Raw genomic sequence first — 15656 nt, 5'->3', positions numbered from 1 at the left:
GCGAAACTCGTCACATTGCTCGCTTTGCGTGTATCAAGAAAGAGACCGTATTCACCAGCCTAGACCCCGTAAGGCTCGCGAGCGCTCAAGGACACATCCGCGTGCGCACGCCCTTCGAAGGACCGGCTGAAGCCACCGATCACGAGCTGCTGTTGATCGGCTAGCTCGGACGCTTGCGTCGATTTTGTTGACGCAAGTCAACGCTCCTCGCAATGGGCCTGTCAATTTTTCACAACTTCGGTTGCCGACCGGAGCAGGGCTCTAACGAAACGGTGAGGAGGACACCCATGTCGATCGTCGGTCGTACCGCGGCGCTAAGCGTGTTGCTTGGTGCCCTGACGTTTCCAAGCATCTGTCAAGCTGGCGGTACTGTCGAGGTGCTGCACTGGTGGACATCCGGCGGCGAAGCCAAGGCAATCGCCACGCTAAAGAGCTCCTTCGAAGCCCAAGGTGGCAAATGGATCGATTCTCCGGTCGCAGGAGGAGGTGGCGATGCCGCCATGACCGCCTTGCGAGCGCGCGTAGTCGGCGGCAATCCGCCGAGCGCGGTTCAACTCAAAGGACCGAACATTCAGGAATGGGCGCGACAGGGCGTATTGACCGATATCGACGCCGTTGCTCGCGCCGAAAAGTGGGATCAATTGCTGCCACCAATGCTTGCGTCGATCATGAAATTCGATGGCAAATACGTGTCTGCCCCGGTCAACATTCATCGGGTCAACTGGATCTGGGCCAATCCGGCGGTGCTTGCCAAGGCAGGCGTTTCTCCCCCGACAACCTGGGACGAATTCAATGCGGCAGCGGACAAGCTCAAGGCGGCCGGAATCACGCCGCTGGCCCATGGTGGCCAGCCGTGGCAGGACGCGACCTTGTTCGAGACGGTCGTACTCGGGCTGGGCGGCGCCGAGTTTTATCGCAAATCGCTGGTCGAGCTCGACGAAAAGGCGATCACCAGTAGCACGATGGTCAAGGTGTTCGACCAGATGCGCAAGCTGCGTTCCTATGTCAGCCCGGATTTTTCCGGTCGCGACTGGAATCTCGCTACGGCCACCATCATGAACGGCCAGGCCGGCTTCCAAGTGATGGGAGACTGGGCGAAAGGTGAGTTCGTGGCCGCTGGGAAGGTCGCTGGGAAGGACTTCTTGTGCATTCCAGCTCCGGGCCTGCCGGGCTTCATCCTGAATTCGGACAGCATTGCCATGTTCAAGGTAAAGGGTGATGACAAGCTGGAGGGCCAGAAGGTGCTTGCCAGCCTGATCATGTCGGAAGGTTTTCAAGAGACGTTCAGCCTCAACAAGGGATCGATCCCAGCGCGGCTCGGTGTGCCGCGCGACAAGTTCGATTCCTGCGCCCTGAAATCGATGGACGATCTGGCCGCCGACACCGAGGCGAATGCCCTCGTTCCAAGCATGGCGCATGAAATGGCCGTTTCACGTTCGGTGCGCGGCGAGATCCTGGACGTCGTGACCAGCCATTTCAATTCAGACATGAGCTCGCAGGAGGCCGTCAGGCGGCTGAACGAGGCGATCAAGCGCGCGAAGTCATGAGATGAATGGCGCTGCCCTCGGCAGCGCCTCGTCCGTCGAGCACGCCATGCCCCACGCAGCGCCCCACCGATTCCTGCGACGCGTCGACACTTGGCTGCCACGCCTGGTCATAAGTCCGTCTGGCGCAGCCGTGTTCGTATTCGTGTATCTGTTCATCGTCTGGACGATCTACATCTCGTTCACCCGGTCCAGCGTCCTGCCCGACTATACTTTCGCGGGGCTCGTGCAGTACACGCGGCTGTGGGCGACACCACGCTGGTACGTGGCGATTGCCAACCTGTTCATCTTCACAACCCTGTTCATGGTGGGCTGCACCGTCATCGGCATCTTCCTGGCGATCCTGCTCGATCAGCGCATCCGCGTCGAAGGTGTGATCCGCACCATCTATCTTTACCCCATGGCACTGTCGTTCATTGTCACCGGCACCGCCTGGAAATGGATTCTTAATCCCGGTCTCGGACTCGAAAAGATGGTGCAGTCGCTCGGCTTTACGAGCTTTCGCTTCGACTGGCTGGTCAATCCGAATATGGCAATCTACACCGTCGTGATTGCCGGCATCTGGCAATCCTCCGGCTATGCCATGGCACTATTTCTCGCCGGCCTGCGCTCGATCGATGACGATGTTCTCAAGGCCGCCGCGGTCGACGGTGCCGGTCCGTTCCGCCTCTATATCCAGCTCGTGCTGCCGATGTTGCGGCCGATCTTTCTGTCGGTATTTGTCGTGCTGAGCCATCTCGCGATCAAGAGCTTCGACCTCGTCATTGCATTGACGAACGGCGGGCCGGGCTATGCGACCGATATGCCAGCGACCTTCATGTACTCTTTCGCCTTCCAGCGCAGCGAACTCGGCACCGCAGCAGCGAGCGCAACAATGATGCTGGCGACAGTTGTGGCGATCATGGTGCCGTATCTGTGGTCCGAACTGCGGGCGGGCCGTCAATGATCGGCTCGCGCGCGCCCGGCATTGTGCGCCCGACCGGGATCCGGACCACGATGCTACGCGGCGTCCTGTTTGCGATCCTCGGCCTGTTTGTTCTCTATTATTTATTGCCACTACTGGTGATGATTGCAACATCATTGAAGTCGCTCGCCGAGATCCGGAGCGGCTCGCTGATCAGCCTCCCGCGCGCGGTGAGCTTTGAGGCCTGGCCGAAAGCCTGGGACTCCGCCTGTGTCGGGGTACGCTGCGCCGGTCTCAAGCCCTATCTTTGGAATTCGGTCCTGATGGTCGGTCCGGCGGTCTTGCTGTCGACCATGCTTGGCGCCGTCAACGGCTATACCTTGGCGAAGTGGCGGTTTCCCGGCTCGGAGACGTTGTTCGGGCTAATCCTGTTCGGTGCCTTCATCCCCTTCCAGGTCGTCCTGTTGCCGATGGCACGCACGCTCGGCGTCCTCAATCTAGCCGGGACTATTCCCGGGCTGGTGCTGGTCCACGTCATCTACGGAATCCCGTTCACGACGCTGTTCTTCCGCAACTTCTTCGTCACCGTCTCGGACGGCATCATGAATGCCGCCAAGATCGATGGCGCCGGCTTCTTCCGGATCTTCTTCCAGGTCGTGCTCCCGCTCGCGCCGTCGACGATCGTGGTGACCGTGATCTGGCAGTTCACCCAGATCTGGAACGACTATCTGTTCGGCGTGGCCTTCACGGCCGGCGACAGCAATCCGGTGACGGTCGCGCTGAACAATCTCGTTGCGACCTCAACAGGCGTCAAGGAATATAACGTCGATATGGCGGCGGCCATCATCGCCGCCCTTCCGACCCTGGTGGTCTATATCATCGCCGGAAACTATTTCTTGCGCGGACTCTCCGCTGGTGCTGTGAAAGGTTGACCGTGGCTTCCGTATATCTCGACAAGGTCTATAAGCAATTCGGCGCCACTGCGGTGCTCGACGGCATCGACCTCGAAATCGCCGACGGCGAGTTCGTCGTGCTCGTCGGTCCTTCGGGCTGCGGCAAGTCGACCCTGCTCAACATCGTGGCCGGGCTCGAGACGTTGTCCGGAGGTCACGTCAGGATCGGTGACCGGATCGTCGATGACGTGCCGCCGAAGGATCGAAACATCGCTATGGTGTTCCAGTCCTATTCGCTCTACCCGACCAAGACCGTGCGCGACAACATCCTGTTCGGGATGGTGACGCGGCGGATCCCGGAGCACAAGCAGCAACAGGCACTGGCTCGCGTCACCGAACTGCTGCACATAGAGCAGCTGCTGCAGCGCAAGCCCGGACAACTGTCCGGTGGACAGCGCCAGCGGGTCGCCATGGGGCGAGCGCTGGTGCGCGAGCCGGACGTTTTCCTCTTCGATGAGCCTTTGTCCAATCTCGACGCCAAGCTCCGTGTGGAGATGCGCACTGAGATCAAGAAGTTGCATGCCCGCCTGGGGCAAACTACCATCTATGTCACGCACGATCAGGTGGAGGCGATGACCCTGGCATCGCGCATCGCCGTGATGGACAACGGGCGCATCCGACAGTTCGCTGCGCCGGAAATTGTCTATGAACAGCCGGCGGACCTGTTCGTGGCAGGCTTCATGGGCTCGCCAGCGATGAATTTGGTGTCGGCTCGAGTTGTTCAGGATAGTGGGATCTGGCTCCAAGTGGAAGACGCAAGCGGCAATGTGAGACTTGCCGTTCCGGCGGGATCGGCAACCTCAATCGGCGCTCATATCGGGCGCCACCTGAAACTGGGACTGCGGCCGGAAATCATCACCCGTCAGGGCACCCAAAAGCCGAGCGAGTTCCTCTGCACGTTCAAACGTCCGGTCGACGTCGTCGAACCGACCGGACCCGATACCATGATCGTGTTCGACCTTGGCGGTGTCGAGATGATCGCGCGCGTCCATCCCGAGGATCGGGCGCCGATCGGCAGCCTGTACTCTTTCGAGGTTAATATGGACAAGGCGAAGCTGTTCGATCCCGATTCTGGAAAACGCATCTGATATTCTTTCCAGCCGGCACAGAGGCCAACTGGCCTATTTCGTCCGCTCGAATGTCACGATACTGCGGGTCGTTCCCTTTTCGGCCCAATTCGGCATGACGCGCCATGGCGAGAAGACCTGCAATTGATCTCCTTCGATCTTGAACGATCGTACCTGCTCGGTGCCAACCCACTCCGGATTCCATGCGACATCGACCTTGGTAATCCACCTGTCGCCTTCGATGCGGTACATTCCTGTGTAGGCGACAAGTGTATTCAGGAGTTCCGCGCGCTCCAGGTCGGTTTTCGCTGGCTTTCGCCCATCGCCCGTCAGCATGAAGAAGACCCGGCCGTCTGACGAGAAAGTTGCATAGCCGGATGGCCGCTCGCCCATGATTGCTGCCTTTTCGCCGGTTGCTTGCACCTCAATTTGGTATGAGACCAATTTCCAAAGGCCGACCACTCCGCTGGTTTCGGCAGCAAATCCAGATCGATCGCTCAAACAGAGCGCGACGACGAGAACCAGGCGCGCCAGGCCGGCTGCAGAGCGGCTCCGGTGCGAAAGCTTGATTTGCGCAGGATCTGATTTCATTGCCAACTCCCCCGATGGGAACCCTCCATGCAGTCGCGAGCTGCAAGACCAGCGGCGATGCCCACCAGCGAGGGGATCATGCAGCCCGTCAAGGGCAGATTGATTTCGATACAGAGGTGCCAGCAATCTCCTGGCTGCAGGCCCTCATTTTTTGACTGCGAGAGTGTAAAGGTAGCTCATGATCGCGTACACGTCCTGATCGGAAAATTCGATCTGCGGCATGTCCCTGTGCTTGGAAACCATGCCCTCCGACAACTCCGCCTGCAATTCGCGCGGATCGAACCGGACGTAGATATCGCGCATCGGCGGAGCAGTCTTGAGCGGGCTTTCACCTATGGCTTCGATGGCGTGGCAGCGCCCGCACTTTTCCTGAAGGATGATCCTGCCCCGTTCCGCAGCCTTGCTCAGGTTTACGGCATCCACATTTGCCGGCAAACACAGGAGCAATCCGACACTGAGGCTCAGAGCCCGAACCATAGAATGCGCTGACATGCGTCCGGCTCTCCGTAACCAGCCGGCGACAGCCCGGCTTCATCAATCTGCATAACGCCGCCCCGTTGCACGTCATTCGGCGGAGCGAGAAACGGTTATCACGTCCTTTTGCGCCGATAGCCGCGCCGAACAAATGCACCGGCGGCCAGCCCGCCGACGATTCCGGCGGCTGCGCCTGCCGGCGCCTGCAGCCTAGTCGTCGCCGCATCGATCCTCTGCACGATACTCATCACTCGTCCTTATCAAGAAGGATACGCAACCTCGCATCCGCAACCTTGCGGCGGATCAAGCAACCGCGTTAGCGCTTCAGCATCTTCTTCAGGCGCGACAACGGTTGGGTGTTGATCACGTCGGCAGCTTCAAGCCAGCCGCGCCGAGCCTGGTCGACACCGAAACGCATGTTGGCAAAACCGGCCACTGAATGCGCGTCCGTCGAGATCGCAAGCTTCGCGCCTGCCAACTTCGCGGCATGGGAATTGATGTCGTTGAGATCGAGCCGGTCCGGATCGGCATTGAGCTCGAGATGACAGCCGCGCTCTCGGGCAGCCGCGATGATGGCCTCCATATCGGTCTCGTAAGCCTCGCGTTCGCCGATCAGCCGTCCGGTAGGGTGACCGATGATCGAGACACGGCGATTGTGCATCGCTCTGATGATGCCTTCGGTTTGAGCCTTGCGCGAGAGATCGAATTTGAAGTGGACGGAGGCAACGACCAGCGAGCAAGACAATCCGGACGTCGAGATCTCCGCCGTGGCCGCACCTTGCTCCTCGATCGCTCGGACGGACGTCCACATGCGGCGGATGCGATCCGCATCCGCCTGACCAGCGATGAGGCAGCAATTCAGAAGCCGTTCACCGGCCAACGAACATGCTGGACCGTCCCGAAGTTCGCTGTTCAGTCAGAAAACTTGAACAATGTCGCCGGATTCTTGACCAGAACCTTTTCGAGCAGGGCCTCGTCCGGTACGTACCGATAAAGCAGCTCGAGCAAGTCGGCGTCGTTAGGTGGCTGTACGACCGAGACCGGATGCGGCCAGTCGCTGGCCCAGACGCAGCGGTCGGGCGCCGCCTCCAGATAGGCGTGCGCGATCGGCAGCACGTCGTCCCAGGGCGGCCCCTTCTTCGATGTCTTCTCGCCAAGCGAAAGCATCACCCAGAAATTGCCCTTCGACAGCAGATCGAGCACCGCACGGAGATTTGGATCGTTCTTACCCAAGGCCGGGTCCGGCCGCCCCATGTGATCGATCAGGACCGGCACCTCGAGCGAAGCAATCTTGTCGAGATTGGCGACGATGCCGTCCTTTTCCGGCTGGAACTTGGCGTACCAGCCAAGCTCCTTGATCCGCGCGATGGCGCGCGCATAGTCGCTGTCCGACAGCACAGCGCCCAGTTCCTTGCGAAAGCTGAAACGCGCGCCACCGACGCCCGCGTCGTTCAGCTTGGCGAGATAGGCATCGTCACGCTCGGCAAATACCAACGCGTTGGCACAGGCCTTGTAGTTCGGTCCCATGGCCGCCAGAGCGTCCAGCACGACCGCGTGATCCGCGCCATAGGTCGTGGTCTGCACGATGATGCCGCGCTCGATGCCGAGCGCCGTGTGCACACGCAATGCGGCCTCCCAGGTCGCGCTCGGCATCTGGTACGCCGCACCTGGCCGGGTCGGATAGCGCTCCGGCGATCCCAGCACGTGAAATTGGCTGTCGATGCTCTTGCGCGGCGGCTTTTCGGCGGGCGTGCGCGGATTGGGATCGAACGGCAGATAGGTCGGCATCGAACTCTTCCTCAATCGATGACCGCGGTGAAGTCGCATTGCACCAGCGCGCCGCCTTCCATCTCCATGGAAAGCGCGTGGCGCGCTGGACGGGAATGCTCGTCCGGAAACATCTTCAGCCACTCCACGTTCACCGGACCGCGCTGGCTGCGATCTTTCAGCCAGACCGTCATCTTGATGATGTCATCCGTGGTGCCACCGCCCGCCTCCACGATAGCCCTCATATGCGCGAACATGTTCGCGCACTGGTTCTCGATGTCGGCCGGCATCTCGCCGGTCTTCGGGTCGCGTCCGAGGATGACGCCGGACATCAGGAGATTGCCGATCCGGCTCGCATTCGGGATCGGATTGACGTGTTTGAACTCGCCGATATGGACGCTGCGGCGTCGCTTCGAGGTCGATGTCATCGGGTGAACTCCAACTTCAGACAAACTGGCAGGAGACCGATCCGTGGGGACCGTAGTCGGCGTGGATGGTATCGCCGCGGCTGATCTCGATCGGCCGCGTGAACGACCCCGCCAGCACCACCTCCCCCGCGGCGAGGTGCTCACCATGCGGCGCCAGCCGGTTGGCGAGCCAGGCGATGCCATAGGCCGGATGATTGAGGACGCCGGCGGCGATGCCGGTCTCCTCGACCTGTCCGTTCTTGAACAGCAGCGCGCCGACCCAGCGCAGGTCGACATCGAGCGGGCGGAACGGACGGCCGCCGACCACCAGCGCGGCGTTCGCCGCATTGTCCGAGATCGTGTCGATGACCGTCCGCGGCTTCTTCGTTTCGGGATGGACGCGATGCATCCGCGTTTCCAGGATTTCGAGCGCGGGGGTGACGTAGCCGGTGGCGTTGAGTACATCGAAGATCGTGCAAGCGGGCCCGCGCAGCTCGGTCTTGAGCACGAAGGCCAGCTCAACTTCGATCCGCGGCGCATGGAATCGGTCATAAGGGATGGTGCCGGCATCCTGATAGAACATGTCGGCGAACAGCACGCCATAGTCCGGCTCGGAGATGCTGACCGCGTTCTGCATCGCTTTCGACGTCAGGCCGATCTTGTGGCCCTTGATGACACGGCCACGCTCCAATTGAAGGGCCGTCCAGCTGCGCTGGATCGCGTAGGCATCGTCGATCACCATATCCGGATATTCGGCCGTGAACATCGAGATCAGGGATTTGGTGCGCTCGGCCTCGTCGAGGCGGCGCGCCAGCATGTCGATTGTCTTCTGGTCGAGCACGTTCACTTCTCCTCGGCGACCGCGTTGCGCAGGATGCCGATCCGGGTCGACTCGACCTCGACGACGTCGCCGGGCTTGAGCCAGCGCGGCGGCGTAAACCGGGCGCCGGCACCGGTCGGCGTTCCCGTCGCGATCATGTCGCCCGGCTTGAGCGTAGCGAATGTCGACAGGTATGAGATCAGGTAGTCGAAGGTGAACATCACCCGCTCGGTGGAGTCCTGCTGCCGCACCTCGCCATTGACCCGCGTGATGATATCGTGCGGGCCTTTTGGATCGCACTCGTCCGCGGTGACGATCCACGGCCCGATGCTACCCGAACGGTCGAAGTTCTTGCCCTGGGTGACGTTGAACTTGCCGTGGTGCAGCCAGTCCCGGACTGAGCCTTCGTTGCAAAGGGTCATGCCGAAGATATGCGACCACGCATTCTCGCGGCCGATGTGTCGGCCTTCCTTGCCGATGACGATGACGAGCTCGCCTTCATAATCGAGCTGCTCAGACACTTTTGGCTTTTCGATTGGTTGCCCCGAACCGACGATCGACGACGGATTGCGCACGAACAGGCTGGGATATTTCGGCAGGTCCGAATTGTCCTTGTACTCCGCGTTGCGATCCCTGTAGTTGACGCCAATGCACCAGATCTTTTCCGGTGCCGGAATCGGCGACAGCAATGTCAGCTCGCTCAGCCGACGGTCCGGCTTTCGCCCCGCTGCCACGACCCTCGCCTTTGCGAGTGCGTCCGCGGCGATCAGGCTGCGCAGATCGGGAAATTCCGAGCCGAGTGGCTCGCTCAGCTCGACCACGCCATCACCGATGACGACGCCGTATTGGTTCTTCCCATCGACAAGATAGGTGCAGAGTTTCATCAGAGTCCTCCGAGAATGGCCCTCAAATCGCCTGCTGCCGGATCCTGGCGCCGGCGTGAACGCTGAGATCGCGGCCGCGCGTTTCCGGAAGCATCAAGGTCATGGCGAGGAAGACGAGCAGCGCGGGCGCGACGACCAGCATGCCCGCCGCCAGTTGCCCGCCGAACGCCGCAGCAACCATCGGCACCACCACGGGCGCGAGGCTACCGACGCCGCGGCCGGCCATGTAGACGACGGAGACGGCTGTGGAGCGCACCTCGATCGGATAGAGCTCCGAGAGCCAGGTGCCGACGACACCGAGCGCCGAGTTGCCGATCACGAAGGCGAAATAGATCCAGAGCATCGGGAAGCCGAGCACGCTGCCGGCGAACGCCTGGTGTCCGTAAACATAGAGTCCGCCGACCATGACGATCCAGCCGAGCGCCGGAACGAGCGCACCGAACCGCCGGCCAAATTTGTCGTTCAGCAATCCCATGCTGATGTAGGAGAGCCCGCCGACGAAGGAGGCGACGACCGAGATGTTCCTGATGATATCGGGCGGGGTGCCGAGCGAACGCTGCAACAAGGTCGGCATAAACACGACGACGCCGTAGTAACAGAACATGTAGCCCATCATCCACAGCAGCGACATCACCGAGACCTTGATCAGGTCCCGGCCGAACATGGCGACCAGTGTGTTGGTCGAGCGAGCCGCTACTGGTGCCGTACCGGCCCTGCGCTGGCTATCAAATTGCAGCCACGCCTTTGATTCCGGCATGAAGAAGCGGATGAAGATCATCAGAAGCAGCGGCGAGCCGCCGGTCAGCAGCGCGATCCGCCAGCCCCATTCGAGACTGAATGACGTCGTGGCCCAGACGCCGACGATCGAGGCGCCGGCGCTGGCGATCACCGCGCTGCCCTGGATGAAGGCGCTGCCCAGGCCACGGCGTTCCTTGTTCCAGGCTTCGTTGAACAGCACCATGCCGGCGCCCCATTCGCCGCCGAGCCCGACGCCAGTGACGAAACGCAGGACGGCGAGGCTCGCATAGTCCCAGGCGAAGGCCGAGGCGATCGAGCCAATGGCGAAGACACCGAGGGTCAGCAGGAGCGACTGGCGGCGGCCAATTCGGTCGCCGGCCCAGCCGAACAGCGCACCGCCCAGCACCGAGCCGATCAAGGTCAGGCTGGTGACGCTGGCGACCTGGCCAAGCGAGATGTTGAGCGACTTCTGGATCGATCCCATCAGGAACGGCATGATGAGGACATCGTAGAGATCGAGCGCAAAGCCGAGCATGCACGACAGGATGATCGCGACGCGCTCGCGCGGGGTGTAACCTTGATCGGCCGCGATCGGCGCTGCGTCGGCCTGAAGCATGCCTTCGGCTCGCGAGATTGTCGTCATCGGGTCACTTCGAGGTTTGAAAAACAGACTTCAGCGTGACGATCTCACCGAGCCGGGCGTAACGCGGCCCGGCAATCCGGGCGATCGGGTTGAGTTTCTCGGTCTCGATCTTGCCGTCGTTGAGGAGCTCCTCCCTGATGTGAAACGCAATCACTTCCCCGACGATCAGACGGCTGCGCGTTTCGCCGAATTCGAGGCATTGCCGGAAGAGGCATTCCATCGCGACCGGCGCCGCTGCCAGTCGCGGCACCGCGATGCGGTCACTTGCGACCGTCTCCAGGCCAAGCACGTCGACCTCACTGACGTCGGATGGATGTTCGACAGAGCTCTCGTGTACGGCATTCATCAGCGGCGCATCGGCGATGTGCACGACATACTCCTCGCGATCGAGGATGTTGCGCGCAGTATCTTTGTAGACATTCCCCTTACGTCCGACACTGATGGCAAGCATCGGCGGCTTGGGCGAGACGAAGGTGAAAGCGCTGAACGGTGCCAGATTGACGGTCTTCGCGCGCGAAAGGCTCGTGACCCAGGCGATCGGCCGTGGCACCACGATGCCGGTCAGCAATCTGTAGGCCTGCTCGGCGCCGAGATCCCGGGGATCAATGCTTGGCATAAGCCGATCCCCGCTGCACACGCCCCTCGACCGGAGCAGCTACGCCGCGATAGCGCTTCGCGCTGTCGGGCGATGCGTCTTGTTCGTGTGGCTGCGGCGTATTGCCGCTACGTTGACAATGTTTCCAACCCATCTGAAGTCCGCTTGCCGCGTCTGTTGTTGTTCACGCGTTCCCGATCGATGTCGAACGCGTATAGTTGTGGCGTGATGTGATCCGTGGGGCTTTTCGCGTCCAGGAAATTATGTCCATTTTGTCCATATTGTGGACAATGGAGAATCGGGTGCAGCGCAACAAATCGATTGTGGGTGCGGCCGCACCCCGGCAAGGCCCACGCCAGGGCGCGCAGGCCATCAGGCGCGCACTCGCAGTTCTCCGCATTCTGGCGGCGGGCCGCGAGAACGGATTGCCGTTACGCGAGGTCGTGCGCATCACGGGGCTGACGCGGCCGACCGTCCATCGCATCATTCACGTGCTGATCGAGGAAGGTATCGTCGAACGGATCGAGGCGAGCGATCGCTTCGCGGTCGGGCGGCAGGTGCCCGAACTCGCGCTGGCGCGCCAGACACGCTCGAAGCTGCTCGTCGTCGCCGAGCGCTCGCTTGCAGAACTGTCCGCAGAGATCGGCGACACAGTGTTTCTGACCACGCGCACGGGATTGGATACTCTGTGCGTGTCGCGACGCGTGGGCAGCTTTCCAATCCAGGTGCTGTCGATCGAGGTCGGTGCGCGCCGGCCGCTCGGCGTCAGCAGTGCTGGCGTGGCGATCCTAGCCGCCATGCCGGCGCGTGAAGCGCGTGCGATCCTCGAAAGGAACGCCAACCGCTTCGGCTCATATAAGACAACAGTCTCTGTGATCCTCGAGCAGATCGCCGAGGCACGCCGGCGCGGCTATAATCTGCGCGACAAGGGGCTGATCGAGGGCACCCGCTCGATCTCGGCCTGGATCACCGGCCGCGATGGACAGGCGCTCGCAGCGGTGACGGTGTCCGCAATTCGAAGGCGCCTCAATCCTCGGCGAGCATCCGAGGTCGCGGAGGCGGCGATGCGCGCCGCTCGGTCAATTGAACACGCGCTTTGATGAATCCCATTGCCGCAACCAGGGTAACGCATCCCTTTGCTAAGGACCGCCTTGCGCTGATGGAATAAGGCCCGAAGGCTATCGCCGGCTGCTCGAACGCCAGGCCGGATTTCATGTGTGCGCCAAGCCGAAGACCCGATGCAGGCCTATTGCGCCTACAAGGACCACCGTCCAGACGTTGCGATCATGGACATCGCCCTGCCCGGCGCTAGCGGCCTTGAGGCGGTGCGTCATATACGGCAGTGGGACGAGGACGCCCAGGTGCTCGCCTTCAGCATGCACGCCGGCCCGGCTTTCGCGCTCAAGGCGTTCGAGGCCGGCACATCGGGATACGTGACGAAGAGCACCAAACCGGAAGACCTGCTGAGCGCGGTGAGGACCGTCGCGGGCGGAGGACGGTTCTTAAGCGAGGACATCGCGCGCGCCGTCGCGGCCGACCGGCTGGCCGGGCCACGAAGCGTGGTCAAGCACTTAGGCGCGCGCGAAACAGAAATTCTGCGCCTGCTTGCCCCGGGAATGACGAGCAGCGCGATCGCCGACCTGCTCAATCTCAGTCAAAAGACGGTTCGCAATAACCTGGGACGCGCCGAGCCGTCGGGCGCGTCCCCTGGCCGTAGCGCAGCGCGCTGCTCATCATCTCGGAACTTGGCTTTGGTCCGGAAGGACCCGATATACTTTGACACGTCTGAACCGAGCCTACCGTCGGGTACGTTAACTTCAATCTTTCAGGGACCTTCGAACATGCGCTTCTGCGCGGTGATAATTTCAGCGCAAATGCTGGCCACAATCGCAACTGCCCAAAGCCCGTCCGAGAACGCTGTATCCATCCTCAATGAGGTCTGCGTTGCGCCGGCCACTCAGCCGAAGCGCTGATCGCATCTCCACTACGTCGCCGAGAATCTGTGAAGCGATTGCGCCAGATGCACGGCACTAAGGCAAAAGGCCGAGCATACTCCAAACTCTTCCAAAGCCACTCCAATTCAATACCCGCACCTGCATATCCAGAACGTCCGAACCGCAATCGATTCGCTATCCGTGCGCAGTTGTAGCGACAGGTACACGCCTTCGGGCTTCGGCGTTAATGCCGCTTTCTTGCCCTGTCGTTCGAGTTGTCTAGTACGCAAACTCTGCAAACATTTCTTACATCTGTGCCGCTGCGGAAACTCAGTAGATAGCGCGCCCATCGCTTCGGCAACGTCCTCGAAATCTCGCGCCCGCGGCAATATCTCTCGACACTTTTGATAACCAGCCAACCAGGTGGCCACGTCGTTCGAGCAGTACGGATTTTTTGCCCTATATCCGGGATCGATGACCGCCACCGCACATCCTCCCTATCATGAAGGAGCGCGACGTCATGTCGCTATGAGACTACTCGATCTATGCGCGGAGATTTGGGCAGTTGCAGCCCGTCAAGACCTCGACCGTATAGGCAGGATAAAAGCCGCAAGGTGCGGCCAGCTGGTTACCTGAAATTTGCGTGCAAGTTCAATGCTGCTTCGAAAACTGCGAAGACTCAACAAAACTTGTCGTCTTTGCCATTGTGCTGTTCTTGCTCAAAGAATTCACGACTGGTCAGAGCTCAAGGGGGATGAGCATATCGCAGGAGGCCTGATGAGCCGTCCCAGAAAACCCTGAACCTACCCGGTGAGTGTACTGAGATTAGAACAGAGGCGCGAACGCGTATGTTGAGGTAGCGATGAGCGTTGAACTTCTCGCCAGCTGGCTTCGTTCAGCTGGCGCTCCGCCAAGTGACGTCTCGTTGCGCTTGTGACTTCCCGATGCTTGCCCAGATATCCCATAGTGCGACAAAATGGCGCAATCAGCGCCATGGTGATCATGCCGAGCGTCCACTCCGCAGCACAAGCGCGAGCAGCGGCATGAACGACCGCGCCGAACGCGTGGGCAGCACCGAAACCCTTGTGAGCCGAGTCGAACCGTATTCAGCGCGAAAACCTGAGCGGCAGATGTTGAGCGAGCATATCGAAGGTAGATTAAAACCACTCGGCTCTCGTGGACTCGTGGATTGCTGTGCAAAGGGGAGCCCCTCCTGGGGTGCTGAATCGCATGTTCTCGTATGCGCCACGGCCTCAGCGTTGTGATTTGGAAAACATCAATAACAGGTAGAGAACAAAATCGAACGTCAGGAGCAGCCTCCCTGAGGCCCTGAACCTGAAGGGTATCTTCATAGTGACTTATACTGAACTGCCTACCTGAGAGCCCATGACGAATGCTGCGTTCACTTAGGGGGAAATTCGTCTGGATGCGCCTTGAAGCCGGCAAGTGGATTGGGGCTGAAGAAAGGTGAGTATCTCATGTCGCAGCAAAAGACGTTGTTCACTCGGAATATTCGAAGCGACTGCATTGAGACAAGGCGAAAGTTCAAATTGGAGTCGGAGCTAGTCACTCTGCAAGAGGAGTTTCATCGGCAGATTGCGTCCGCGCTTCATGATTCGACTTGCCAGCTTCTGGTAGCAGCGAGTCTAGGCGTGATGCAGGTAAGAAACGCTCTCGCGGATCCGCTGAAAGCGGAACGGCACTGCGAGCAAGTAGACCTCTCAATCAACCGCGCGCTGACGGAACTCCGTTCTCTCACATATTTGCTCTACCCGCAGAGCCTGTTCGAGGACGGGCTCAAGAGGACAATCGAGCGGTATGCGGAAGGGTTCACTCTTCGAACGGCCTTACCGGTCGAGTTTTTGATATCGCCCGTGGTGGATAGTCTGTCACGCGAGAGCCAGCACTCGCTAATGAGAATCGTTCAGGAGGCCCTCACGAACGTCTACCGTCATGCAAAAGCAACGAGGGTCAATCTAACGATCGAGGTGGGACAAAGCAAACTTCAGCTTGAGGTTCGTGACGACGGACAAGGCATGGCAGCTGCCGGCAATGGCGTATGCCGTCTCCGTAAGCCAGCACTCGGGACGGGGCTTCGCATCATGCAAGCCAGAGTGGAAGAGATGGAAGGGCGGCTTGAGATATTATCCGGGCCGGCAGCGGTGCGCCAAGGAACCACCCTTCGTGCGACATTCCCATATGACTTTGCGATCGAACACAAAGGCCGCAGGTATGCCATCAAGAAAGGGGCTAGCGACGGCTAGCGTTGCCTGCAACGAGCGACCGCCGCGAAAGCAGTACTGTCGTGACATCCTCGGAGCCTCTCAAACGTCCG

16 protein-coding genes are annotated in these 15656 nt (G+C 60.6%); 7 read left to right on the top strand and 9 right to left on the bottom strand.

The genetic code is table 11. The features are described from left to right. The first annotated feature begins 287 nt into the window (after positions 1-287). The 4 genes from ACQR1W_RS18300 to ACQR1W_RS18285 are packed head-to-tail and all read left to right on the top strand — an operon-like array spanning position 288 to position 4489. Positions 288-1547: an ABC transporter substrate-binding protein gene (locus ACQR1W_RS18300; protein WP_434852093.1), complete on the top strand. Its 1260-nt coding sequence runs from the start codon at positions 288-290 to the stop codon at positions 1545-1547. Position 1548: 1 nt separating this feature from the next. Beyond that, positions 1549-2490 (top strand): carbohydrate ABC transporter permease, encoded by a 942-nt coding sequence (locus ACQR1W_RS18295; protein ID WP_434852092.1) that lies wholly within the window; start codon positions 1549-1551, stop codon positions 2488-2490. Beyond that, positions 2487-3380, top strand: coding sequence for a carbohydrate ABC transporter permease (locus ACQR1W_RS18290; protein ID WP_434852091.1), 894 nt, complete (start codon positions 2487-2489; stop codon positions 3378-3380). The genes ACQR1W_RS18295 and ACQR1W_RS18290 overlap by 4 nt, the downstream gene beginning before the upstream one ends. 2 nt (positions 3381-3382) lie before the next feature. Next, positions 3383-4489, top strand: a complete 1107-nt coding sequence (locus ACQR1W_RS18285) for an ABC transporter ATP-binding protein (protein WP_434852090.1) — start codon at positions 3383-3385, stop codon at positions 4487-4489. Between the two features lie 33 nt (positions 4490-4522). On the opposite strand, the gene ACQR1W_RS18280 is transcribed toward ACQR1W_RS18285, so the two are convergent. The 9 genes from ACQR1W_RS18280 to ACQR1W_RS18240 form a co-directional block, all read right to left on the bottom strand. Further along, complete coding sequence (locus tag ACQR1W_RS18280; protein WP_434852089.1) at positions 4523-5059, bottom strand: lipocalin-like domain-containing protein; 537 nt, start codon at positions 5057-5059, stop codon at positions 4523-4525. A gap of 144 nt (positions 5060-5203) precedes the next feature. Next, positions 5204-5551: a c-type cytochrome gene (locus ACQR1W_RS18275; protein WP_434852088.1), complete on the bottom strand. Its 348-nt coding sequence runs from the start codon at positions 5549-5551 to the stop codon at positions 5204-5206. A gap of 298 nt (positions 5552-5849) precedes the next feature. Further along, positions 5850-6344: a hypothetical protein gene (locus ACQR1W_RS18270; RefSeq protein WP_434852087.1), complete on the bottom strand. Its 495-nt coding sequence runs from the start codon at positions 6342-6344 to the stop codon at positions 5850-5852. A 101-nt stretch (positions 6345-6445) separates the two neighbouring features. Further along, positions 6446-7321, bottom strand: coding sequence for an amidohydrolase family protein (locus tag ACQR1W_RS18265; protein WP_434852086.1), 876 nt, complete (start codon positions 7319-7321; stop codon positions 6446-6448). Positions 7322-7332: 11 nt separating this feature from the next. Then, complete coding sequence (locus tag ACQR1W_RS18260) at positions 7333-7728, bottom strand: RidA family protein (RefSeq protein ID WP_008972177.1); 396 nt, start codon at positions 7726-7728, stop codon at positions 7333-7335. A gap of 16 nt (positions 7729-7744) precedes the next feature. Further along, positions 7745-8548 carry a 2-oxo-hept-4-ene-1,7-dioate hydratase gene (gene hpaH, locus ACQR1W_RS18255; protein ID WP_434852085.1) on the bottom strand — a complete coding sequence of 268 codons (804 nt, stop codon included), beginning with the start codon at positions 8546-8548 and terminating at the stop codon, positions 7745-7747. A gap of 2 nt (positions 8549-8550) precedes the next feature. After that, the gene (locus tag ACQR1W_RS18250; RefSeq protein ID WP_434852084.1) at positions 8551-9411 is read right to left on the bottom strand and encodes a fumarylacetoacetate hydrolase family protein; all 861 of its coding nucleotides are present in this window, start codon (positions 9409-9411) and stop codon (positions 8551-8553) included. Positions 9412-9433: 22 nt separating this feature from the next. Further along, complete coding sequence (locus tag ACQR1W_RS18245) at positions 9434-10792, bottom strand: MFS transporter (RefSeq protein WP_434852083.1); 1359 nt, start codon at positions 10790-10792, stop codon at positions 9434-9436. Positions 10793-10796: 4 nt separating this feature from the next. Next, complete coding sequence (locus tag ACQR1W_RS18240) at positions 10797-11408, bottom strand: flavin reductase family protein (protein WP_434852082.1); 612 nt, start codon at positions 11406-11408, stop codon at positions 10797-10799. 281 nt (positions 11409-11689) lie between these two features. Between ACQR1W_RS18240 and ACQR1W_RS18235 the strand changes: the two genes are divergently transcribed. The 3 genes from ACQR1W_RS18235 to ACQR1W_RS18225 all read left to right on the top strand — a co-directional run bounded on the left by ACQR1W_RS18235 (position 11690) and on the right by ACQR1W_RS18225 (position 15585). Then, positions 11690-12487, top strand: a complete 798-nt coding sequence (locus tag ACQR1W_RS18235; RefSeq protein ID WP_434852081.1) for an IclR family transcriptional regulator — start codon at positions 11690-11692, stop codon at positions 12485-12487. Between the two features lie 117 nt (positions 12488-12604). After that, on the top strand, positions 12605-13360 hold the full coding sequence (locus tag ACQR1W_RS18230; RefSeq protein WP_434852080.1) for a response regulator: 756 nt from the start codon (positions 12605-12607) through the stop codon (positions 13358-13360). 1394 nt (positions 13361-14754) lie between these two features. Beyond that, positions 14755-15585 carry a sensor histidine kinase gene (locus tag ACQR1W_RS18225; protein ID WP_434852079.1) on the top strand — a complete coding sequence of 277 codons (831 nt, stop codon included), beginning with the start codon at positions 14755-14757 and terminating at the stop codon, positions 15583-15585. Positions 15586-15656 lie beyond the last annotated feature (71 nt).

The sequence above is a fragment of the Bradyrhizobium sp. HKCCYLS1011 genome, assembly GCF_051167795.1.
Classification (GTDB): domain Bacteria; phylum Pseudomonadota; class Alphaproteobacteria; order Rhizobiales; family Xanthobacteraceae; genus Bradyrhizobium.
This window is presented reverse-complemented; position numbering and strand designations above follow the sequence as displayed.